21 protein-coding genes are annotated in these 21,353 nt (G+C 43.0%); 14 read left to right on the top strand and 7 right to left on the bottom strand.

Annotated features, from left to right (window positions below; genetic code table 11):
* Nucleotides 1–7: 7 nt before the first annotated feature.
* The 9 genes from DW121_RS11775 (at nucleotide 8) to DW121_RS11815 (ending at nucleotide 9,117) form a co-directional block, all read left to right on the top strand.
* Nucleotides 8–748 carry an SDR family NAD(P)-dependent oxidoreductase gene (locus DW121_RS11775; RefSeq protein ID WP_199677367.1) on the top strand — a complete coding sequence of 247 codons (741 nt, stop codon included), beginning with the start codon at nucleotides 8–10 and terminating at the stop codon, nucleotides 746–748.
* On the top strand, nucleotides 748–1,497 hold the full coding sequence (locus DW121_RS11780) for an SDR family NAD(P)-dependent oxidoreductase (RefSeq protein WP_118323870.1): 750 nt from the start codon (nucleotides 748–750) through the stop codon (nucleotides 1,495–1,497). The genes DW121_RS11775 and DW121_RS11780 overlap by 1 nt, the downstream gene beginning before the upstream one ends.
* Entirely contained in the window at nucleotides 1,481–2,305 is an 825-nt protein-coding gene (locus DW121_RS11785) for a transketolase (RefSeq protein ID WP_118323871.1), read from the top strand. The genes DW121_RS11780 and DW121_RS11785 overlap by 17 nt, the downstream gene beginning before the upstream one ends.
* Nucleotides 2,306–2,308: 3 nt before the next feature.
* On the top strand, nucleotides 2,309–3,286 hold the full coding sequence (locus DW121_RS11790; RefSeq protein ID WP_118323872.1) for a transketolase family protein: 978 nt from the start codon (nucleotides 2,309–2,311) through the stop codon (nucleotides 3,284–3,286).
* Complete coding sequence (locus DW121_RS11795; RefSeq protein ID WP_199677369.1) at nucleotides 3,276–4,676, top strand: AMP-binding protein; 1,401 nt, start codon at nucleotides 3,276–3,278, stop codon at nucleotides 4,674–4,676. Before DW121_RS11790 ends, DW121_RS11795 begins: the two co-directional genes overlap by 11 nt.
* Nucleotides 4,676–5,761, top strand: a complete 1,086-nt coding sequence (locus tag DW121_RS11800; protein ID WP_118323873.1) for an acyl-protein synthetase — start codon at nucleotides 4,676–4,678, stop codon at nucleotides 5,759–5,761. The genes DW121_RS11795 and DW121_RS11800 overlap by 1 nt, the downstream gene beginning before the upstream one ends.
* Nucleotides 5,745–6,950, top strand: a complete 1,206-nt coding sequence (locus DW121_RS11805; RefSeq protein ID WP_118323874.1) for an acyl-CoA reductase — start codon at nucleotides 5,745–5,747, stop codon at nucleotides 6,948–6,950. Before DW121_RS11800 ends, DW121_RS11805 begins: the two co-directional genes overlap by 17 nt.
* A gap of 117 nt (nucleotides 6,951–7,067) precedes the next feature.
* Nucleotides 7,068–8,312 carry a DegT/DnrJ/EryC1/StrS family aminotransferase gene (locus DW121_RS11810; RefSeq protein WP_118323875.1) on the top strand — a complete coding sequence of 415 codons (1,245 nt, stop codon included), beginning with the start codon at nucleotides 7,068–7,070 and terminating at the stop codon, nucleotides 8,310–8,312.
* Between the two features lie 208 nt (nucleotides 8,313–8,520).
* Nucleotides 8,521–9,117: a master DNA invertase Mpi family serine-type recombinase gene (locus tag DW121_RS11815; protein WP_117713031.1), complete on the top strand. Its 597-nt coding sequence runs from the start codon at nucleotides 8,521–8,523 to the stop codon at nucleotides 9,115–9,117.
* A gap of 131 nt (nucleotides 9,118–9,248) precedes the next feature.
* On the opposite strand, the gene DW121_RS11820 is transcribed toward DW121_RS11815, so the two are convergent.
* The gene (locus tag DW121_RS11820; RefSeq protein ID WP_117713030.1) at nucleotides 9,249–9,824 is read right to left on the bottom strand and encodes an HdeD family acid-resistance protein; all 576 of its coding nucleotides are present in this window, start codon (nucleotides 9,822–9,824) and stop codon (nucleotides 9,249–9,251) included.
* A gap of 125 nt (nucleotides 9,825–9,949) precedes the next feature.
* On the opposite strand from DW121_RS11820, the gene tpx reads away from it, so the two are divergent.
* The gene (tpx, locus tag DW121_RS11825; RefSeq protein WP_117713029.1) at nucleotides 9,950–10,450 is read left to right on the top strand and encodes a thiol peroxidase; all 501 of its coding nucleotides are present in this window, start codon (nucleotides 9,950–9,952) and stop codon (nucleotides 10,448–10,450) included.
* 16 nt (nucleotides 10,451–10,466) lie between these two features.
* Here tpx and DW121_RS11830 read toward each other — a convergent pair whose 3' ends face one another.
* The 4 genes from DW121_RS11830 to DW121_RS11845 all read right to left on the bottom strand — a co-directional run bounded on the left by DW121_RS11830 (nucleotide 10,467) and on the right by DW121_RS11845 (nucleotide 15,405).
* Nucleotides 10,467–11,114 carry a DedA family protein gene (locus tag DW121_RS11830; RefSeq protein ID WP_117713028.1) on the bottom strand — a complete coding sequence of 216 codons (648 nt, stop codon included), beginning with the start codon at nucleotides 11,112–11,114 and terminating at the stop codon, nucleotides 10,467–10,469.
* Between the two features lie 35 nt (nucleotides 11,115–11,149).
* On the bottom strand, nucleotides 11,150–12,565 hold the full coding sequence (locus DW121_RS11835; RefSeq protein ID WP_118323876.1) for a tetratricopeptide repeat protein: 1,416 nt from the start codon (nucleotides 12,563–12,565) through the stop codon (nucleotides 11,150–11,152).
* 172 nt (nucleotides 12,566–12,737) lie between these two features.
* Nucleotides 12,738–14,477, bottom strand: coding sequence for a glutamine--tRNA ligase/YqeY domain fusion protein (locus DW121_RS11840; RefSeq protein WP_118323877.1), 1,740 nt, complete (start codon nucleotides 14,475–14,477; stop codon nucleotides 12,738–12,740).
* A 109-nt stretch (nucleotides 14,478–14,586) separates the two neighbouring features.
* Nucleotides 14,587–15,405 (bottom strand): PstS family phosphate ABC transporter substrate-binding protein, encoded by an 819-nt coding sequence (locus DW121_RS11845; protein ID WP_187120032.1) that lies wholly within the window; start codon nucleotides 15,403–15,405, stop codon nucleotides 14,587–14,589.
* 181 nt (nucleotides 15,406–15,586) lie between these two features.
* Here DW121_RS11845 and pstC point away from each other — a divergent pair, with 181 nt between their 5' ends.
* From pstC to phoU, 4 genes are all read left to right on the top strand, one after another.
* The gene (gene pstC / locus DW121_RS11850; RefSeq protein WP_117713025.1) at nucleotides 15,587–16,774 is read left to right on the top strand and encodes a phosphate ABC transporter permease subunit PstC; all 1,188 of its coding nucleotides are present in this window, start codon (nucleotides 15,587–15,589) and stop codon (nucleotides 16,772–16,774) included.
* A 7-nt stretch (nucleotides 16,775–16,781) separates the two neighbouring features.
* Nucleotides 16,782–17,642 (top strand): phosphate ABC transporter permease PstA, encoded by an 861-nt coding sequence (pstA, locus tag DW121_RS11855; RefSeq protein WP_117713024.1) that lies wholly within the window; start codon nucleotides 16,782–16,784, stop codon nucleotides 17,640–17,642.
* Nucleotides 17,643–17,663: 21 nt separating this feature from the next.
* The gene (pstB, locus tag DW121_RS11860; protein ID WP_410492041.1) at nucleotides 17,664–18,419 is read left to right on the top strand and encodes a phosphate ABC transporter ATP-binding protein PstB; all 756 of its coding nucleotides are present in this window, start codon (nucleotides 17,664–17,666) and stop codon (nucleotides 18,417–18,419) included.
* 179 nt (nucleotides 18,420–18,598) lie between these two features.
* A complete protein-coding gene (phoU, locus tag DW121_RS11865) occupies nucleotides 18,599–19,294 on the top strand; it encodes a phosphate signaling complex protein PhoU (protein ID WP_118323878.1) in 696 nt (231 codons plus the stop codon).
* Between the two features lie 455 nt (nucleotides 19,295–19,749).
* Here the strand turns inward: phoU and DW121_RS11870 are convergent, their stop codons facing one another.
* Entirely contained in the window at nucleotides 19,750–20,001 is a 252-nt protein-coding gene (locus DW121_RS11870; RefSeq protein ID WP_117713022.1) for a hypothetical protein, read from the bottom strand.
* 40 nt (nucleotides 20,002–20,041) lie between these two features.
* Nucleotides 20,042–21,331, bottom strand: a complete 1,290-nt coding sequence (locus DW121_RS11875) for a hypothetical protein (protein ID WP_118323879.1) — start codon at nucleotides 21,329–21,331, stop codon at nucleotides 20,042–20,044.
* Nucleotides 21,332–21,353 lie beyond the last annotated feature (22 nt).

The following is a 21,353-nucleotide window of genomic DNA, read 5'->3' on the forward strand; positions in this document are numbered from 1 at the left end:
TTAAATTATGCTAAAAGGGAAAAACTTAGTTCTTACCGGTGCCTTGCAGGGCATCGGTAAAGCCACTTTGGAATGTTTGGCGTCGAAAGGAGCAAATATATGGGCTTGTGCATTGCATCAAGATGATGCTTTTGAAGCATATTGTACCGAATTAGCCAAGCAATATAATATCTGGATAAAGCCGGTCTATTTTAATCTTCTTCAACAAGATGAAATAAGGATAGGAGTAAAGAAAATACAGTCGGAAAAACAGCCTGTGGATGGCTTGATAAATATAGCTGGTGTCGCCAAAGATGCATTGTTTAGTATGGTTTCAATGGATACGCTGAAATTTGTGTTTGATGTGAATTTCTTTTCTCAGATGTATCTGACTCAGTTTATTTCAAAATTAATGTTGCGGAACGGACATGGAAGCATTGTTTTTGTTAGCTCTATATCTGCACTTGATGGTAATATTGGACAGTTAGCATATAGTTCCAGTAAAGCAGCTTTGATCGGTGCAACTCGTACCCTCTCGAAAGAGCTGGCTTCTAAAGGTATTCGTGTAAATGCAATAGCCCCCGGAGTGATTGATACGGATATGAATAAAGTGGTACCTGCCGAAATGATTGCTGAAAAAGTAGCAAAAATGGATATAAAGCGCTTAGGTCAGCCTTTGGAAGTAGCGAACACAATAGCCTTTTTGATGTCTGATTTATCTGCTTACATAACCGGACAAGTGATTAGAATTGATGGAGGAATAAGATAATGGAGAAACTGTTATTAGGTAAAAATGCCATAATCACAGGCTGTGCCCGTGGTATGGGACATAAAATGATGGAGGTATTTGCTGAGCATGGTGCTAATCTTTGGGTATGCGCTCGTAAACAAACCGAACAGTTTGAACACAATGTAAAAGATTTGTCAGAGAAGCATCAGGTAAATATCATTCCTATATATTTTGAATTGACTGATGGAGAGGCTATGAAATTGGCTGTAAAGCAAATTATGTCTTTTAAACAACCTATTGATATATTGGTAAATAATGCAGGTATCACTTATAATGCTTTGTTTCAAATGTCTACTATTGACCAGATACATCATACGTTGGAAGTAAATTTTGTGGCTCCTTTTTTATTTACACAATACATAGTAAAATTGATGCTTCGTCATGGTCATGGTTCCATCGTAAATATTGCTTCAAGTGCTGGGCAGGATGGTAATTCAGGTCGTTCGGTTTATGGTGCAAGTAAAGCAGCCGTGATTTGTGCTACACAAGCTTTATCAGAAGAATTAGGTAATAAAGGTATTCGTGCTAATGTGATTGCTCCGGGTATCACTCAAACTGATATGTTAAGTAGTATGACAGATGAAGTTATTCAGGAAACTGTACGGAATACTGATATGAAACGTTTGGGAGAGCCGCTGGATATCGCTAATGCTGCTCTGTTTTTAGCTTCAGACTTATCTTCATATATAACAGGCCAGGTTCTAAGAGTAGATGGATGTTTGCAATAAGATAGATACTACAATTGTAGCTGCAAATGCTGTTGCAATTCGTCGTCGTATCATTGAATTAGCTTTTAAAGCTGGAAAAAATGGTGCACATACAGGTGGCTGTTTATCTTTAGTAGAAATTCTCAGCACCCTCTATTTTTTAAAGAAAGATACTGTAACTATTAGTGATAACCGTAATCGGGTTATTTTAAGCAAAGGGCATGGAGCTTTGGCATTATATTGTACTCTTGAACGGTATGGATTTCTTTCCTGCAAACAAACTGATACATTTGAAACTAATGGAACACATTATTTTGCCCATGCTTCACGTAATATCAATGAAGGTATTGAATTTTCGGGTGGTAGCCTTTCATTAGGCATTTCTTTTGCTGTCGGTGTGGCATTGGCTTGTAAATCGAAAGAATTGAATAATCATATTTATGTGATTGTAGGTGATGGAGAGTGCAATGAGGGATTGTTGTGGGAGGCTGTCATGTCAATGGCTAATTATCAGTTAGACAATGTGACTGTTATTGTAGACTGCAACCGGTTGCAATCAGATGGTTTCACAAATGAAGTGATGGATACAGGTTCTTTGGCTAGTAAGTTCCATGCTTTTGGCTTTGCAACCTATGAGGTGGATGGACATTCGATAGATCAATTAACAGAAGCGTTTGCTGCAGCTAATATGGGAAAACCTAAAGCTATTATAGCCAATACAATAAAAGGTAAAGGTGTGACTTTTATGGAGAATCAAGCCGCTTGGCATCATGGAGTGGTCAATAAAGAACTGTTTGATAGGGCTATTACAGAACTTAATAAAATTTAGTACATGAGTGCTATAAAATATAATTCACGTTCTTTCTTTCGTTTGGGACAGAGTGGTGCAATCTTTGGTGTGGCTGCTCCGGCTTTGCGAGAAGACTATCGGCTAAAGTGCTTATCATCAGACATGTCGGTGACAGCAGGATTAGATCGGTTTAAAAAAATGTTTCCTAATGATTTTTACAATGTAGGTATTGCAGAGCAGAATTTAGTGGGCATTGCTGCCGGATTGGCTTCGGAAGGTTATAAAGTTGTAGCTGTGGCACAAGCGGCTTTTATTACTATGCGAGCTTTTGAACAAGTGAGACAATATTTGGGCTATATGAATAATAGTGTGGTATTAGTTGGCATCAATTCAGGTTTTGCACTCACTTTTTTTGGTAATACTCACTATGCCATAGAAGATATGGCGTTAATGCGTTCTATACCAGGCATGATGGTGCTATCACCAGCTGATGCAGGTGCAGCTGTGAAGGCCTTTGAAATAGCTATAGAAATGAATCAGCCTACTTATATTCGATTGACAGGTGGCTTGATGATGCCCATTGTGTATAAAGAGGATTATGAATATGATCCTTTTCACATGACCGAGGTTGTAAATACAGGAAATGACGTAACTATTTTTGCTACGGGAAGTATGGTTTATAATAGTGTAAAGGCTGCAGAATTATTAGTTACGCAGGGTATTAGTTGCAGAGTACTTGATATTCATTGTTTGAAACCTATAGATGAGGGCGGAGTACTGAGGACATTAGATAGCAAATTATTGGTATCTGTTGAAGAACATAATGTAAATGGCGGTCTTGGGACCGCTATCTCTGAAATATTGGCTAATCAGCAACACCATCCCAATCTACTTCGTTTAGGAGTAAAAGATTGTTTTTCGTCTGTGGGAGATTATAATTATCTGCTCAGACAACATGGTTTAACTCCTGAACAGATAGCTGATCAAATAAAAAAAGTTTTTTGTAATTATGTTGTTTAATTTATGTGCCTATAAGGATTCTACTGCTGTCATTTCAGATAGGGGGGAGCGATATTCTTATGGTGAGTTGAATGCTATGCAGCAGAACTTATCAGTTCTGTTAAAACAAGGTCGATTGGCTTTCTGTCTATGTAATAATACAGTTGGTTCTTTAGTTGGATATCTTTCCTTTATTCAGAACCATGTTCCGGCAGTGATGCTTGATGGAGAAAAGGATATTGAAATAATCAATGGGCTTATTGATATATATCAGCCGCAGTATTTATGGATTCCTGAAAATCGAGATTCTGAATTTGAGGGGAAAACTTTGATAAAACAAGATGGGTACTTATTGATAGAACGAAAAACTATACAGTATGAAATTCATCCTGCTATAGCCTTGCTTCTTACAACATCTGGGAGCACGGGCTCCCCAAAGTTAGTGAAGCTTACTTTGCAAAATTTGCAGAGCAATGCAGATTCTATTGTTCAATACCTCGATATTACTTCCGAAGAACGCCCTATAACTTCCCTTCCCATGTACTATAGCTATGGTTTGAGTGTAATTAATAGCCATTTGGTAAAAGGTGCTACTATTCTGCTTACTGATAAAACTGTGATTCAAAAAGAATTTTGGACATTTGCCAAAGAAATGGAAGCTACTTCAATAGCTGGGGTACCATATACTTATGAAATGTTGCGTCGTTTGCGTATTTTCCGTATGGACTTGCCTTCTCTGAAAACCATGACTCAGGCTGGGGGCAAACTGAACGCAAAGATTGCTGAAGAATATATTCGTAATGCTGAGGAGACCGGTAGGCGTTTTTTTGTGATGTATGGACAGACGGAAGCAACTGCTCGCATGAGTTATTTACCTCAAGAACGTGCTATTGAAAAATATGATAGTATTGGTATCGCTATTCCCGGAGGTAGTTTCTCGTTGATTGATGGTGATGGAGGTGATATTACAGAACCTGACGTGGATGGTGAATTGATTTATAAAGGTTCCAATGTTTCTATGGGTTATGCTGAATGTATTGCTGATTTGTCTAAAGGGGATGAAAACAATGGTGTATTGCATACCGGTGACATAGGTCATAGAGATGTGGATGGTTATTACTATATCACAGGTCGCATGAAGCGGTTTGTGAAGATATGGGGTAATCGATGTAATCTTGATGCTATAGAGCAATTAGTAAAGACAATAACTGTAAACTGTGCTTGCGTTGGAGTAGATGATTTGATAACCGTATTTGTGACAGAGCCCGGCCTTGATACGGAGATTAAAAACTTTTTGTCGGAAAAGACAGGATTGAATATACGTGCTTTTACTGTAAAAGTGATTAATGCTATTCCCAAGAGCCCTACAGGTAAATTACTTTACTCCGAACTTCAAAAATTAATAAATTGATGGATATAAACGAAATATTGATGATTGAACCATATTCGGTTTTAAAGGAAGAGAAGAAACTGCTACTAAATAGTCGTTTGCATGAACTTACACATTTACATTATGATAAGTGTGAGGTGTATAGGCGAATAGTAGAGGCCTATGGGGTGGATATGAATCATCTGCCTTCTTATGAGGAACTTCCTTTTTTGCCGGTTCGTATATTCAAAGAGTTTGAAATGCGCAGTTGTGAAAAGTCGGATGTAGTAAAGACTATGACTTCTTCGGGTACTACAGGACAGCAAGTTTCACGTATATTTCTTGATAGGGAAACTTCTTCTATTCAAACAAAATGTCTGACAAAAATTGTATCTTCCTTTTTGGGTACAAAGCGCATACCGATGCTGATACTTGACTCAAGTGCAGTAGTGAAGAATCGCAATATGTTTTCAGCTCGTGGCGCAGGTATTCTTGGATTCTCCATGTTTGGTAGCAAGCGTTGTTACGCATTGAATGAAGAAATGGGACTGGATATTGAAGGTCTGAAAAGTTTCCTTGAAGTTCATCATGGAGAAACTATATTTATGTTTGGTTTTACTTTCATGATTTGGCAGCATTTTTACAAGAAACTTTTAGAAAGTGGATATAGGCCTGATTTGAGTAAAGGGGTATTGATTCATGGCGGCGGGTGGAAGAAGTTGGTTACAGAAAAAGTATCTCCTGATGCTTATAAACAAGCATTAAATAGCGTATGTGGTATTTTACCAGAGAATGTTCACGATTATTATGGTATGGTGGAGCAGACGGGAACCATTTATATGGAGTGCGAATACGGTCATCTCCATACTTCCTGCTTCAGCGACATACTGATTCGTCGTCCTGAAGATTTTTCTTTGGCTGAAATTGGTGAGAAAGGTTTGATTGAAGTGGTATCGGTATTACCTCAAAGTTATCCCGGTCACGTGTTGTTGACGGAAGACGAAGGTTACATCTTAGGAGAGGATGATTGTCCTTGTGGTCGTAAAGGAAAATATTTTAAAATTGAAGGTCGGATTAAAAATGCGGAAATTCGCGGATGTAGTGATACGTATGCAACAAAATTCTAATTATATCTTATTATACCCCAGTCAGATAAATTGGGAAGAATTTGCACAACAAAAGGTTGATGAACCGTTTTCTGATAGTGTAATAGAATATCTGAACGCCTTGTCATCATCCTTGTTAAAGGATTGCGATAGCCGTCTTTATCCTGATGTTGTTACTTTTGCTTTTTTTTGTCGTAAGGCTAATCTGCAAAGGCTAAAGATGCAACTTGTTGATGATAAAGTACGTTTAGGTCGTGGCATCTTATTTCATATTGCTCCAGGTAATGTACCTGTGAATTTTGGCTATACGTTTGTAGCGGGTTTATTGGCAGGTAATAATAATATTGTTCGCATATCATCTAAAGAATTCCCCCAAGTGGATATGATTATTAAGCATATTCATAAACTGGCGAAACATTCGGCTTACGCAGAAGTTGCAAAGAGATTGGCCTTGGTAAAATATGATCGAACAAGTGATGCTTCTGCATTTTTTTCTTCTATAGCCAATGTGCGTGTAATATGGGGAGGAGATGCAACAATCGCAGCTATTCGTAAATATGAAATACCTCCTCGATCATTTGATGTTTGTTTTGCAGACCGATATTCTATTGCTATATTTCAACCGAAAGCAGTTATGGAGGCATCAGATAGTGAATTATCAAAATTGGCAGAGAATTTTTATAATGATACTTATCTTTTTGATCAAAATGCATGCAGTGCTCCGCATTTACTCTTTTGGCAAAAAGAGCATTGCTTGAATGAGGCAAAAAAGCGTTTTTGGATGGCTTTACATCGGTTGGTGATAAAGAAATACGATCTGCAATCTGTATTGTCGGTAGATAAGTTGATGGCATTCTGCCGTCAGGCTGCTTGTATGTCATCAGTCAAAGAGAAAATGCCAGATAATTATATTATTCGTGTACAACTTCATGAGTTACCAAAAAATATTGATACTTTTCGTTGTGCAGGTGGTTATTTTTCGGAGTATGATATGGAGAATATGAATGAAATAGCACCGATTGTGACAAGTAAATATCAAACACTGGCTTATTATGGTTTTGAACGTGAGGAGTTGTTGAGGTTTGTAAAACAGAATCATTTGTACGGATTGGATCGTATTGTTCCGGTGGGGGATACAACAGCTTTTTCACTTATATGGGATGGTAATAATCTGATAGAAATGTTTAGTAGAATAGTGACGGTGCTTTAATATAAGACGCTGACATTTACTACATTGAAAACGGTACGATTTATATTGCAGATATTGGGGATTGCAATATGAATCATTGATTTACACTTTAATCAAAAAAATAGTCATACACATTCTATGAACAAACGAATTTATCTTTGCCTGGCTCACATGAGCGGCAAGGAGCAGGACTTCATACGCGAAGCTTTCGATACGAACTGGGTGGTTCCACTCGGTCCGAACGTAAACGGCTTTGAACAGGATTTGGAGTTTTTTGTAGGTGGGAATAAGCACGTGGTGGCTTTGTCCTCCGGTACGGCTGCAGTACACTTGTCACTTTTAGCATGCGGTGTAGGTGCCGGTGACGAGGTGATGGTACAGAGCTTTACATTCTGCGCTTCATCCCATCCTGTGACTTATCTGGGTGCTACTCCTGTATTTGTAGATTCTGAGGAGGATACATGGAATATGGACCCGCACTTGCTTGATATGGCCATCGCGGACCGTATTGCCAAGACAGGTAAGAAGCCGAAAGCTATTGTTCCGGTTTATCTGTACGGTATGCCTGCCCGATTGGATGAAATTATGGCTGTTGCCGCCAAGTATGATATTCCTGTTATAGAGGATGCTGCCGAAGGCTTTGGCAGCCGGTATAAGGGCCGGATATGCGGTACATTTGGTAAATATGGCGTACTGTCTTTCAATGGTAACAAGATGATTACCACTTCCGGTGGGGGCGCATTGATCTGTCCTGATGCTGAGTCCAAGCAAGAAATCATGTTCTATGCCACGCAGGCACGTGAGGCATATCCCTATTATCAGCACGAGCGTATCGGCTATAACTATCGTATGAGTAATATCTGTGCGGGTATCGGCCGTGGCCAGATGACTGTGGCTGATGCCCATATAAAGCATCATAAGATGATTTGCTCGCTTTATCAGGATTTGCTGAAGGATGTGCGGGGGATTACGTTGCATACGAATCCCTCCGCGGATTATGACAGTAATTATTGGTTGAATACGGTCTTGCTTGCTGAAGACCTGCATGTGGCAGGTGAGGAACGTGCTTATGATGAGAAGGTGCAGGGTGCTGTCGGTGGCGCTGCGGGTGTGACGCATGAGGCTTCTTCGACACATACGGGTTGTGAGCCCAATCTCAATGTGGAAGCCATGCGTGTGTGGCTTGATATGGCGGGTATTGAGAGCCGTCCGCTTTGGAAGCCTATGCATAAACAGCCTGTGTATAAGGATAATCCTGCCTATACAAATGGTGTTAGTGAACGCTTGTTCAAGCAAGGCTTATGTTTGCCAAGTGGACCGATGGTGACTGAAGATGATGTACGGTATATTGTGTCGAAGATGAAAGAGGGAATAGTTGGCTGAATGTAATAGTGTATTTATGAAAGATAGCCGAAATCGTTCTTTAGAAAATGATTTCGGTTTTTTATTTATAGAAATACTATTATTATAATTAAAGAGTTATTGTTCCTTTTACAATCCTTTTGTAAAGGATATGTATTGATACGTTGGCAATTTTATTGGAATAACCGTTCTTTGGCGACGTTAAACCAATAAAAAAACAACAAAATTTATGGCAGTAGTAGCTTATTTAAGAGTAAGTACAGAAAAGCAATTTTTGGAAAACCAGAGAGAGGAAATTACACGTTTCGCAGAGAGAAACGGTATGAGTATTGACAAGTGGTACACAGAAACAGTTAGTGGGAGTGTAAGTAGTAAAGAACGTAAATTATCAGGGCTTTTGGACAAAATGCGCCCCGGTGATTCTTTGATTGTTACGGAAATATCAAGGCTGAGCCGTACATTACTTGAAATTATGACAATCCTTAATTCGTGCATAAAAAAGGAAGTGATATTGTATAGTACGAAGGAGGGGTATGTGTTTCAGAATGATATCAATAGTAAAGTCTTGGGATTCGCATTCGGTTTGATGGCTGAGATTGAACGTAATTTGATTTCGATGCGGACTAAGGAGGCATTAGCCCGTAGAAAACAGGAAGGAAAACGGTTGGGGCGTAAAAAGGGATATATGCCCAAAATGAGAATACTTGCCGAGAATAAGAGAGAATTGTTGAAGAAGCGGAGAAGAGGAACATCCTGTTCTGAACTCGCCCGGCAAATGGGAGTGTCCAGAACAACTATGTTCCGCTTCTTGCAGCATAAAAGGTAAGTCGGTAGTTGCCTGACCGGAATATACTGTAATCCACCGCAGATTGCACAGATTGCTACAGACCGATTTAAGGACTACTGATGATAGTGCTGAATATATGGTCTGCATAAATCTGTGTAATCTGTTGTGGATTATGTGTTTTGAATTCCCCGCTTGTGCAAGTTCCTTAGCTCAAAGGACAGCATGATGCGGAAGAATCCTATAATGAGGAATGCAAATGAAATCATATAGACTGCATAGATAGCCCCCACTGCCGGCTGCCACAGAATAATAAGCGAGCATATAATGGCAAGAATGCCGAATGCGATATACCAGCCCCAATCCTTTGTTCCATACCTTTTTAGGTCCATGGCGTAACCTGCCGATGAAAATCCCCTAAACATCAGCCAGAAGGCAATGATAAACGGGATGACTTCCATACTCAATAGCGGATAGGCTATCAGATAGAATCCTAAAATCATATCAATGATGCCTCCTGCGAGATACCATCCCCAACTGGATACTCTTTGGCGGTTACTTACCGCAAAGGAAATTTCCAACAGACCGCTAACCAGCATAGAAACACTGAATAAGATACTTAATGCCTCATATCCGCTAAAGGGAGAGAACATTAAACTTAAAGCCACTACAACATACAAGATACCGAGAATAAGTGAAATCCACCAGTTCTTTACCTCCTGCTTCAGTTCATCAAAAATTGTTTTCATGTGAATCTTAATTTAAAAATGATTATTACAAGTTCGTTGGGGAGATAACAATCTGCGGATTGAAAAGTTTTATTGAACTTTTTATGCGGTCTGTTTGTTACTATACCATATAAATTGATAAAACTATGGCTACAACAAAATTTAAAGGACAACCGGTAAAAGTGATCGGTGAGTTTATAAAGGTGGGAGCAGTTGCTCCGGATTTCGAGTTAGTAAAAACTGATTTGTCTTCTTTCGCATTGAAAGAGCTGAATGGCAAGAATGTAATCCTTAATATTTTCCCAAGTTTGGATACCGGCGTATGCGCTACTTCCGTGCGCAAATTCAATAAATTGGCTGCCGGTTTGCCGGATACGGTAGTATTGGCTATTTCAAAGGATTTGCCTTTTGCGCATGCACGTTTTTGTACGACGGAAGGTATTGAGAATGTAATTCCATTGTCCGATTTCCGTTTCTCGGATTTCGATGAAAACTATGGTGTACGTATGGCAGACGGGCCATTGAGCGGTTTGTTGGCCCGTGCAGTGATAGTTGTCGGCAAGGATGGAAAGATTGCCTATACAGAACTTGTTCCGGAAATTACGCAAGAACCGGATTATGATAAAGCAATTGCAGCGGTAAAGTAAGCCTTTTGGGCTTACTTTACCGCTTTTTCTGTTTTACTCCTTTATAGATGAGGAAACCTATAATCAATACTGCCACCGCTATAATAACATAACCGATTTCATGGCTGTATTTCGTTGCTAATACATAGACATCATTGGTGGTCTTTATGTCTGTAAACCGATATATAAAATAACCCAGCAGAGCCAGTATTGTATTCCATATCCCGGCGCCCAGTGTGGTATAAAGCAAGAATGGTCCTAACTTCATGCCTGCCAGTCCTGCCGGAATACTGATGAGCTGCCGTACTGCGGGAATGAGACGTCCGAAGAATGTGGATGCAGCGCCATGCTTTCTAAAATACTCTTCGGCGTGGTGTACTTTCTCTTCATCAATAAGGCACATATGACCGAAGCGGCTATTGGCAAATTTATAGACGATGGGACGTCCTAACCAGCGTGCAAGGTAATAATTGATAAGTGCGCCGAGGTCTGCACCGATTGTTGCGAAAATAACGACAAGAAAAATGTTCATACTGTCATCGGTCATTGCTTTCCATGCAGCCGGTGGCACTATGACTTCCGAGGGGAATGGGATAAACGAGCTTTCAATAGTCATGAAGATAGTGACTACCCAATAATTCAGATTCTCTAATACCCATTTAATGAGCTCTGCTGATGATTCCATATTCTATACTTGTGATTAATGGTTTGTTTACATTTTTATTGTAGTGCATTCAGGATATTCTTCATAGCTTTAGCCAAATCCTTTTGTTCTTCACTTTCCAGCAGTTTCTCTATTTCCTTTAAATCTTCCAATTGGAACGGACGTTTGCAGAGTTGGTTGTATTTCTGGAAATTTTCTTTATCCTTAAGCAGTAAATACAGGGCGGCCAGCTTTTCGTTGATGTTCTCAAACAGGGGATCTAACTCGCTGACGTGTTCAAAAGCCAGTCGGGCATAACTCAATTGCCCGAGTTCCAAACTATATATGCCAATCTCATTCCAAGTATCGGCATACGGTGCATACTCCAAAGCCAGGGCCCATTTCTTTACGGCTTTGTCAATATCGCCGTCTTCCATATACATACGCCCTTCAATCAGATACGGGTCTATATCTTCCGGATCTATTTCGTGGGATTTCTTGAAATACTGAGCGGCTTTGCGCTTCTTTCCTAATTTGTAGAGACACAACGCGGCGTGTGCATACAGAGAAGGCAGCACCATAGAATCGGCATCTTTGCTTTGTATGGCCAGTTCAATATGTTGGTATCCTTCTGCCCAATGTCCTTTGGATATCTCGTTCAGCCCGATGAACATCTGAAGGAACTCGGGATTGATAGCCTTGTATTTCTCGGCTAAAGTGTAGTTTTCCAGCGCACTCTCTTCGTTGCCCAGCTGATAGAAAGCATGACCTTTCATTATATAGGCATCGGCAAACTCTTCATCTGCCACGGTTGCATAATCGCAGGCCTCGATAGCCTTATCAAATTGCTGTTGCTCGAAATAGCAGCGTGCCAACCCGAACCAATAAGGGGCTGAATAAGGATTTTTATCTATCAGTTTATTATAGAACGTCTCGGCTTTCTCGTTCAATCCTTGCGCATGAAAGCAGTCGGCTGTGGCGGCAAGAAACGCTTCTTCTTCGGCATACCTTTCCAATCCGGTGTCCAGCCATGACAGCGCTTTGTCCGGATAGCCCATATCAATATACATATAGGCTACATCTACAATATTGGCCAAATCCTCTTTATCCTCTATGGTGTCGAGAAGTTGTTCGGCTTCCTCTGTTTTACCTTCACCCAGAAGGATATTTGCTTTGAGCACCTTTACTTCCGAAGAATAATCTTCGGAGATTCGGTCTATAATCTGCTTGGCTTTATCCCTCTCCTGCGCATCTATGAGGAGATAGGCTTGCTCCACCAATAGAGGAGTACTGTCGGGATGTATGTTTAGACCGTATTCTACGACTTCGACAGCTTGTTCGTCTTTTCCACGCATGGCATACCAGTCAGCGAGGTCGGCTAAATCGTCTGCGTCCAGATAGATAGGTTTGTTGTCAGCTTTCGCAGCCTCATATTGTTCTGCAAGTTCTTGTAGCTCCTTGTCTCTTCCGGACAGCAGGTTCTTTTTACTCATTAATTCTTTTAACTCCTTATATATTTAAGTAAGTGTTGCAATTTAATTTATATCAAGAGTATCTGTCATTCAGAGCGTAGCGAAGAATCTGCTCTCTTGATGTACACGCGGAGAAGAGATTCTTCGCTACGCTCTGAATGACAGATGGTATAAGCTGATTATACTTATTCACTTATTTGTTGATTTTACCCCAAGTATCTTTCAAACCTACCGTGCGGTTGAATACCATTTTCTCCGGTGTAGAGTCGCGGTCTACATTGAAGTAACCGATGCGCTGGAACTGCAAGTAGGAGAGGGGCTTCATACCGGCGGCATATTTTTCGATATAGCAGCATGGCAATACGTTCAGAGAATCCGGATTTATCATCTCCTTCATGGCTGTCAGTGCGTCGCAGTTCTTTTCTTCACGAATAGCGGCCAACTCGTCACGCGGATTTTCCACTTTCCACAAACGGTCGTACAGACGGACTTCGGCTTGCAGGCAGTGTGCGCAGCTCACCCAGTGAATTGTGCCTTTTACTTTACGGCTTGCTCCGGGCATGCCGCTTTTGCTGTCGGGATCATATTCGCAGTATACTTCTGTGATTTCTCCGGCATCATTTTTCTTGCAACCGGTACATTTCACGATGTATGCGCTCTTGAGGCGGACTTCCTGTCCGGGTGTCATGCGGAAGTATTTCTTCGGAGCATCTTCCATGAAGTCGTCGCGTTCTATCCACAACTCCCGGCTGAACTCAATGTTGTGGCTGCCTTCTTCCGGACGTTCCGGGTTGTTGACAGCTTCCATTTCCTCAACCTGCCCTTCCGGATAGTTGGTGATGATGAGCTTCACCGGATTCAGTACGGCGGATATACGGGTGGCACGGGCGTTCAGGTCTTCGCGTACGGCGCTTTCCAGCAACGCAAATTCGTTGAGGGCGTCATAAGTGGTGTAACCGATTTTATCAATGAACTTATGAATGGACTCCGGTGAGTAACCGCGACGGCGGAAACCGCAGATAGTCGGCATACGGGGATCATCCCAACCGTTGACAAGGCCTTCTTTTACCAAAGTCAGCAGGTTGCGCTTGCTCATGAGCGTATAGCTCAGATTGAGCTTATTGAATTCGTACTGATGAGGACGGTGGTCGTTCAAATCTTTTCCTTCTTTGACCCAGTCTACGAAGAGGTCGTACAAAGGACGGTGGGGGACAAACTCCAGCGTGCACAGAGAGTGGGTCACACCTTCAAAGTAGTCACTCTGTCCGTGAGCGAAGTCGTACATCGGGTAAGCCTTCCATGTAGTGCCTGTACGGTGGTGCGGATGTTTCACTACACGATAGATGATAGGGTCGCGGAAGTGCATATTGGGGCTTGCCATGTCAATCTTGGCACGGAGCACCATGGCGCCTTCTTCAATCTCTCCGGTGTTCATTTTTTGGAACAAGTCGAGAGTCTCTTCAATGGGGCGGTTGCGATATGGGCTTTCCACACCGGGTTGGGTAGGCGTACCCTTTTGAGCGGCAATCTGTTCGGATGTCTGTTCGTCGATATAGGCTTTGCCTTCTTTGATGAGGCGGATGGCGAAGTCCCACAACTGTTGGAAATAGTCGGAGGCATAGTATTCGTTACCCCACCGGTAGCCCAACCATTGAATATCTTCCTTGATGGCTTCTACGTACTCCACATCTTCTTTGGTAGGGTTGGTGTCATCGAAACGCAGGTTGCAGATACCGCCATGCGCGGCAGCGATGCCAAAGTCCAGGCAAATGGCCTTGGCATGTCCGATGTGAAGGTAACCGTTAGGTTCCGGCGGGAAGCGTGTCTGTACTTTTCCGTCATTTTTACCTTCTTTCAAATCGTTCTCTACTATTTGTTCAATGAAGTTCAGGCTCTTCTTTTCGCTTGTTTCTTCGCTCTTAATTTCTGCCATAATGCTATTGTTATTCGTATAGTGGCGCAAAGATAGCGCAAAATAATGAAGAATGAATAATGAAGAATGAAGAATTTCTCACCCCTTATTCTTCGTTCTTCATTCTTCATTATTCATTTACAGGAATGTATCCGCTCTTTTTGATAATTTCTTGACCAGTGGGCGACAATACGAACTGTAAAAGCGGATCTGTGAGACCGGCGTTTTTCTTATTGTAATAATAGTATAGCGGACGCACGATGGGATAGGTTTTATTGATGGCGTTTTCCAGCGTGGGAGTGGCAAAGTGTTTATCATCGTACGATACAGCAAGGGTCTTGATGCGGGGAGATACGTAGGCGAGTCCTACATATCCGATAGCTCCGCGCGTTTGGCTGACAGACTGTATGATGGCTCCGGTGGCAGGCATAGAAAGGCTGCTGCTCATATAATTCTTGTTTTTCAGTACGCTTTCCTTAAAGAATTCGTATGTGCCCGAAGAGGTTTCGCGCGAGTAGACCACTATCTTTCGGTCGTCTCCGCCTACTTGCTTCCAGTTGGTGATTTTTCCACGGAAAATATCTTCCAGCTGCTTGCGGGTGAGTTGTTCTACCGGGTTGGAGGGATGTACTACAACCGCCAGTGCATCGTAGGCTATGGGTACTTCCACCAGTTCCTCACCGGCGGCTTTCGCTTTCATTTTCTCACTGAATTTGATGCTTCTGGAAGCCATTGCTATATCAGTCGTCTTATCCAGCAGGGCGGAAATGCCTACTCCGGTTCCGCCGCCGGTGACGGTGACGCGTGCATTGGGATTCAATGTCATAAAGCGTTCGGCTGTTTGTTGCGCGATGGGGAGAACGGTGTCGCTGCCTTTGATGCGCTGGCCTTGAACGTCGGTGGCGGCAAGTGCCAGCACGAGGATAGTCGGAAATAAATGCTTCATCATAATTGTTGCTTTTTTTATCTTGCTGCAAATTAAAACAACGCATATTACAATATTGTTACATACACCGGGTTCTTGTTCGTTGTAACACGTTTGTAATATGTTTGAAACATTTTTTTCAAACGATAGTCACACTGCCTTAATATCTACCCCGTTTCTTTGTACGCAGAAAAAAATAGGCAATATGAAAAAAGTTTTTGAAAAGATAGTAGAGGGCATATTGGCTTGTAGCGGCTTTGTAACAAGTCTTACGATTGTGCTTATCGTCTTATTCCTCTTTTCCGAAGCGGTGGGGCTGTTCAATAGCCGGGTAATCGAAGAAGGATACGTATTGGCATTAAATAAAGACAATAAGGTAAATGAACTTACTCCGGTTCAGATAAAAGATTTGTTTGATGAAGAGATAACAAACTGGCGGGAAGTCGGTGGGGAGAATCTCCCTATCCGGCTTTTTCGTTTGGAGGATGTTACACAGTACTATACGGAAGAACAGTTGGGAGCGTCTTATGAGAATGCAGGAGCTTGCATTACGGATTTGGTGGAACGTACGCCGGGCATCGTGGCTTTTGTGCCGCAACAGTTCATTGTCCGCCCCGACTCCGTTCATTTGCTGCAGGACAATACCATTTCGCTGAAGGATGTCTTTGCGGGAGCCGAGTGGTTTCCTACGGCGACACCGGCTCCGCAGTTCGGCTTTTTGCCGTTGATAACGGGTACGTTGTGGGTAAGTCTTTTCGCAATCCTCATAGCCTTGCCGTTCGGACTGGCGGTGGCGGTTTATATGTCCGAGGTGGCGAACCATAAGATACGGAACATGATGAAGCCGGTGATAGAACTGTTGAGCGGTATTCCTTCCGTGGTCTACGGCTTTTTCGGGTTGATTGTAATAGTGCCTTTCTTGCAGAAGGTATTCGACTTGCCTGTCGGCGAAAGCGGATTGGCGGGAAGCATTGTGCTTGCCATTATGGCGTTGCCCACCATTATTACGGTGACGGAGGATGCCATGCGCAACTGTCCGCGTGCCATGCGCGAGGCGAGTCTGGCGCTTGGGGCTTCACAGTGGCAGACCATTTATAAGGTAGTGATACCTTATTCCATATCGGGCATTACGTCCGGAGTTGTTTTAGGCATCGGCCGTGCAGTCGGTGAAACCATGGCGGTGCTGATGGTGACGGGAAATGCCGCTGTAATTCCCCATACCATTTTGGAACCTTTGCGCACGATTCCCGCCACCATTGCCGCCGAACTGGGTGAAGCGCCGGCGGGCGGAGCGCATTACGAGGCGTTGTTCCTCTTGGGAGTTGTATTATTTTTCATCAGCTTGTTGATAAACTTTACGGTAGAAGCTGTATCTTCGGGCAAAAGAAAGTAAAAAGGATATGATAAGCAGAAAACATCTTTCGCAAAACATTGCATTCGGATTGTTCCGTTTGCTGAGCCTGAGTGTGGTAGGAATCCTCTTCGCCATTCTCGGTTTCATTATATATAAAGGTATAGGAGTCATCAATTGGGAATTTCTGACGAGCGCACCTGCGGACGGTATGACTTCAGGCGGTATCCTGCCTGCCATTGTCGGTACTTTTTGCCTGATGGCAGGTAGTGCGTTGTTCGCTTTTCCGGTGGGGGTGATGAGCGGCATCTATATGAACGAATATGCGTCTAAGGGATGGATTGTACGTTTCATCCGTGTCATGACGAATAATTTGAGCGGCATCCCTTCCATTGTATTCGGACTTTTCGGTATGGCGTTGTTTGTCAACTATATGGATTTTGGCGACAGCATTCTGGCGGGTTCGCTCACATTGGGACTGTTGAGCCTGCCTTTGGTGATTCGCACCACCGAAGAGGCTTTGAAAGCGATACCCGACAGCTTGCGCGAGGGCAGCCGCGCCTTAGGAGCCACCAAGCTGCAAACCATTTGGCACGTAATTCTTCCGATGGGAATGCCCAATATTATCACCGGCCTGATTCTTGCTTTGGGACGCGTGTCAGGAGAGACTGCGCCTATTCTCTTTACCTGCGCCGCCTATTTCCTGCCGCAACTGCCCGGCAGCATATTCGACCAGTGTATGGCGTTGCCCTATCATCTGTATGTCATCTCCACCAGCGGTACGGATATGGAAGCCCAGTTGCCCATTGCTTACGGAACGGCTTTGGTGCTGATAATCATCATTCTCTTGGTGAATCTTCTGGCAAACGCTTTGCGGAAATACTTCGAGAAGAAAATCAAAACGAACTAAATAAATAAAATCATGAATGGCATGATGAATAAAATAGAAACGCGTGATGTAAATTTCTGGTATGGCAACTTCCATGCACTGAAAGGTATCAGCATGGATATTGCAGAGAAATCGGTTGTGGCTTTTATCGGTCCTTCCGGTTGCGGCAAATCCACTTTTCTCCGCTTGCTGAACCGTATGAACGATTTGATACCCGACACTCGCCTGACGGGGGAAATCCTTATCGACGGGCAAGATATATATAAGAAAGGTGTACAGGTGGACGAACTCCGCAAAAATGTAGGTATGGTATTTCAGCGTCCCAATCCTTTTCCGAAAAGCATCTTTGAGAACGTGGCTTACGGATTGCGTGTAAACGGTGTTACCGACAGTGCGTTTATCCGCCGGCGGGTGGAGGAGACCCTGAAGGGGGCTGCCCTTTGGGATGAGGTGAAAGACAAGCTCAAAGTATCCGCCTACGCCCTTTCCGGCGGGCAGCAACAGCGCCTTTGCATAGCACGTGCTATGGCAGTGTCTCCGTCCGTCTTGCTGATGGATGAGCCGGCATCCGCCCTCGACCCCATTTCGACGGCTAAGGTAGAGGAGCTCATTCACGAACTGAAGAAGCAATATACCATTGTAATCGTTACCCATAATATGCAGCAGGCAGCCCGTGTAAGCGATAGTACGGCTTTCTTCTATATGGGTGAAATGGTGGAGTTCGGTGATACTAAAAAGATTTTCACCAACCCCGATAAGGTGGAGACACAGAACTACATAACGGGACGTTTCGGATAGCGGCGTGTTCCGTGCGTTGGTACAAGCAGTTTCGCACGTTGGTACAAGCAGTTTCCTACGTTGGTACGAGCAGTTTCGCACGTTGGTACGAGCAGTTTCCTACGTTGGTACAAACAGTTTCCCCGGTTGGAATAATTTATATGATATGTAATTGATAATTTTTAAATAGAAGGAATATTATGGTAAAGTTTATCGAATCAGAGCTCGTCTTGCTGAAAAAGGAAATAGACGAAATGTGGACCTTAGTGTATAATCAGCTTGACCGTGCAGGAGAAGCCGTACTGACCTTAGACCGCGAATTGGCACAACAAGTATTGGTGCGCGAACGTCGCGTTAATGCCTTTGAACTCAAAATAGACAGTGACATAGAAGATATCATCGCTCTTTATAATCCTGTTGCCATCGACTTGCGTTTTGTGCTTGCCATGCTCAAAATCAATACGAACTTGGAACGTCTGGGCGACTTTGCCGAGGGGATAGCCCGCTTTGCCATCAATTGCAAGGAACCGGTGCTGGATGGCGAACTGGTAAAGGAATTGCGTTTGGAGGAAATGATAAACCAAGTGTTGTCCATGCTCGAACTTGCCAAGAAAGCCCTTCAGGAGGAAAGTCAGGAAATGGCGACAGCCGTATTCGCCAAAGATAACCTGTTGGACGAAATCAATGCGAATGCCACTGCGGCTCTTGCCGATTATATAGGCAAGCATCCCGATAGTGCACTTTCTTGTCTGAATCTGGTTAGCGTATTCCGCAAACTGGAGCGTTCCGGCGACCACATTACGAATATCGCCGAAGAGCTTGTATTCTTTATTGATGCAAAAGTACTGAAACACAGCGGGCGTACGGACGAAAACTATCCGGATGATAAGAAGTAGATAACTTTTTAGGATATTTTTAGTGTTTAATGGAAAATAACCCTATATTTGTCCACTGAAAACGATTGCAGATGTAGAAAAGTGCTTTGAAATGATAATAAAATCAAAAGATTTTTAGAAAAGATGTTATATGACATGTTTTTTAATTTGGTTAGTATCTCGAAAAGCGGCTATCTTTGCAACGTTATCCTGAAAACAATCTTTTTACCTTAAAAAAAAACTAATACCTATTGAAAACTGAAAAAGGAGGCTTTGTGAAAAGCTTCCTTTTTTTCTTTTATAACCATTCGTCCCCGCTCATATACGGTTCCTTCCCACAATAAATCCCCACCCACTTACCGCTATCTTCGCAGACGGCCTGTAAGTGGAGTGAGGAATACAAACAAAACAAACAATATCTTTTTCAGAAAAGATATTATTTTTCTTCTATCTTTTTCAAGACATTATTTTTCCGGTCAAGGCATTTGCAGTGTAATCTCCCTATCCGAACAAAGAATGATGTTGAACTTCTCTATCACTTTCTTGAAGTCCACTTCCACCCGTTCGCACGTATTGTTTACAAATTGCTTGGCTTTCACATAGCCTTTCTGCAGTTGCTTTATGATTTCTGCGGAGCGTCCGTAGGCATACCAACGCCCTTCTTCTTCGTAGATATACATTCGTTGCGTGTCTTCTGATTCGCGGGATAAGATGTACTGCATATTCATAATAATTTGGTTTTAAGAGAATTTGTTTCTTATGTTGTTATTAAGGCAACCTTACGGTAATGGTCTTTCTGATTTTCCCGCTGGTCACGTAGAAGTCAAAGTCCGACGTCACTACTCCGGTATCAATGTATATCCATACGCTCGACACTTTTCTGTCGGTATCGGAGGTCGCTTTTCCACCTGTAGTGCCGGGGCTGAACGTAACGCCTGCCGGAGCGTCCACTATCTTCCAGCCTTCGGAGTAGTTGTTGGTAAGAATCTTCAGTTTGGCAAAGCAGATTCTTCCGTTGTCGGCAAGCTGCATGGTGGCGGAGTTTACACCGAGGAAAAACCGGTCGTCGGTGGTGATGTCCAGAATGTCGCTTTCGTCTGCACTTAGTGTCATGACAACGGCATTGAATGCCCGGTTGTCCGCTTCGCCGCTCAGGGCTGCCTGACGTGTTCTTCCTGCATAATTTACGTTCTGCAGGGCAAATACATATTTGTAGTTGCGTGTCAGCCGGTCTATCTCATCAGTCTGTTCGGCTTTAATCATGTCCAGCCGGTAGTAACCTTCCGCACCGTAGTATTTGCCGCGAATCAGTACCGAAATCTTGTTCGAAGCGTTGTTCACGGTTTCCGCCACATAAGCGGAAGCTATTTCCTGCCGATTGGGTTCACTGCTGTTCACGGTAGGGGGTACCTTGATGCTGCCAACGATAGGAGAGGTCGCAGGAATGCCTTGACCGGCTACGTAGCCTTGCGCGCGGGTGTTCAGCACTTCAATCTCCAAGAACTCAAATTCACTCTTGCTCTGCGTGGAGTTGTATTGCACTTCTACTTTGGCGAGTGAGCGGAGCAGATTGACCTTGACGTCGTAAGTGCGGTTTCGGCTGATGCCGTCGAACTCTTGGGTTTCGCCGTACATGGGCATATAGGTCAGGTCGGCTGCGGTAAAGATGAGGCTTTGCAGGGCGGCGTCTTTTGCCATTCCTGTACTCAGTGCCGATACGTCTGTATTGGCTACCAGTGCCAGGCCGACTTGTCCGGTACTTTCTTTCACTGCAACGTAGAATTTTCCTTCACTTGCATTCTGATACTTGCTTGTAATGTCCGTTATTTCGGCCAGCGTACCATTTTCAAATGCCAGCAAGTGCAGAGAGTTGATAGTCTCATCATTGCCGATGGCTCGTGTAGCTTCAGGCAGCCGGGCGCTGGGGACAGACAAACTAAGCATGACTTGTGCATTTGCTGTTTCGGCGGTAGAGCAATCTCCGATGTCGTCTGTCACACAAGAGGCAAATCCGGCGATGAAGAGCAGACTGTATATTATTTTTCGTAAATGCTTCATAGTTCTTATTGTTTTTAGTTTG

Origin of the sequence: Bacteroides sp. AM10-21B (assembly GCF_003472565.1) — a bacterium.
GTDB lineage: Bacteria > Bacteroidota > Bacteroidia > Bacteroidales > Bacteroidaceae > Bacteroides > Bacteroides propionicigenes.

Coding starts and splice junctions, on each gene's coding strand:
- DW121_RS11775 (WP_199677367.1), top strand. CDS start 8: ATGCTAAAAGGGAAAAACTTAGTTCTTACCGGTGCCTTGCAGGGCATC.
- DW121_RS11780 (WP_118323870.1), top strand. CDS start 748: ATGGAGAAACTGTTATTAGGTAAAAATGCCATAATCACAGGCTGTGCC.
- DW121_RS11785 (WP_118323871.1), top strand. CDS start 1,481: ATGGATGTTTGCAATAAGATAGATACTACAATTGTAGCTGCAAATGCT.
- DW121_RS11790 (WP_118323872.1), top strand. CDS start 2,309: ATGAGTGCTATAAAATATAATTCACGTTCTTTCTTTCGTTTGGGACAG.
- DW121_RS11795 (WP_199677369.1), top strand. CDS start 3,276: ATGTTGTTTAATTTATGTGCCTATAAGGATTCTACTGCTGTCATTTCA.
- DW121_RS11800 (WP_118323873.1), top strand. CDS start 4,676: ATGGATATAAACGAAATATTGATGATTGAACCATATTCGGTTTTAAAG.
- DW121_RS11805 (WP_118323874.1), top strand. CDS start 5,745: ATGCAACAAAATTCTAATTATATCTTATTATACCCCAGTCAGATAAAT.
- DW121_RS11810 (WP_118323875.1), top strand. CDS start 7,068: ATGAACAAACGAATTTATCTTTGCCTGGCTCACATGAGCGGCAAGGAG.
- DW121_RS11815 (WP_117713031.1), top strand. CDS start 8,521: ATGGCAGTAGTAGCTTATTTAAGAGTAAGTACAGAAAAGCAATTTTTG.
- DW121_RS11820 (WP_117713030.1), bottom strand. CDS start 9,824: ATGAAAACAATTTTTGATGAACTGAAGCAGGAGGTAAAGAACTGGTGG.
- tpx (WP_117713029.1), top strand. CDS start 9,950: ATGGCTACAACAAAATTTAAAGGACAACCGGTAAAAGTGATCGGTGAG.
- DW121_RS11830 (WP_117713028.1), bottom strand. CDS start 11,114: ATGGAATCATCAGCAGAGCTCATTAAATGGGTATTAGAGAATCTGAAT.
- DW121_RS11835 (WP_118323876.1), bottom strand. CDS start 12,565: ATGAGTAAAAAGAACCTGCTGTCCGGAAGAGACAAGGAGCTACAAGAA.
- DW121_RS11840 (WP_118323877.1), bottom strand. CDS start 14,477: ATGGCAGAAATTAAGAGCGAAGAAACAAGCGAAAAGAAGAGCCTGAAC.
- DW121_RS11845 (WP_187120032.1), bottom strand. CDS start 15,405: ATGATGAAGCATTTATTTCCGACTATCCTCGTGCTGGCACTTGCCGCC.
- pstC (WP_117713025.1), top strand. CDS start 15,587: ATGAAAAAAGTTTTTGAAAAGATAGTAGAGGGCATATTGGCTTGTAGC.
- pstA (WP_117713024.1), top strand. CDS start 16,782: ATGATAAGCAGAAAACATCTTTCGCAAAACATTGCATTCGGATTGTTC.
- pstB (WP_410492041.1), top strand. CDS start 17,664: ATGATGAATAAAATAGAAACGCGTGATGTAAATTTCTGGTATGGCAAC.
- phoU (WP_118323878.1), top strand. CDS start 18,599: ATGGTAAAGTTTATCGAATCAGAGCTCGTCTTGCTGAAAAAGGAAATA.
- DW121_RS11870 (WP_117713022.1), bottom strand. CDS start 20,001: ATGAATATGCAGTACATCTTATCCCGCGAATCAGAAGACACGCAACGA.
- DW121_RS11875 (WP_118323879.1), bottom strand. CDS start 21,331: ATGAAGCATTTACGAAAAATAATATACAGTCTGCTCTTCATCGCCGGA.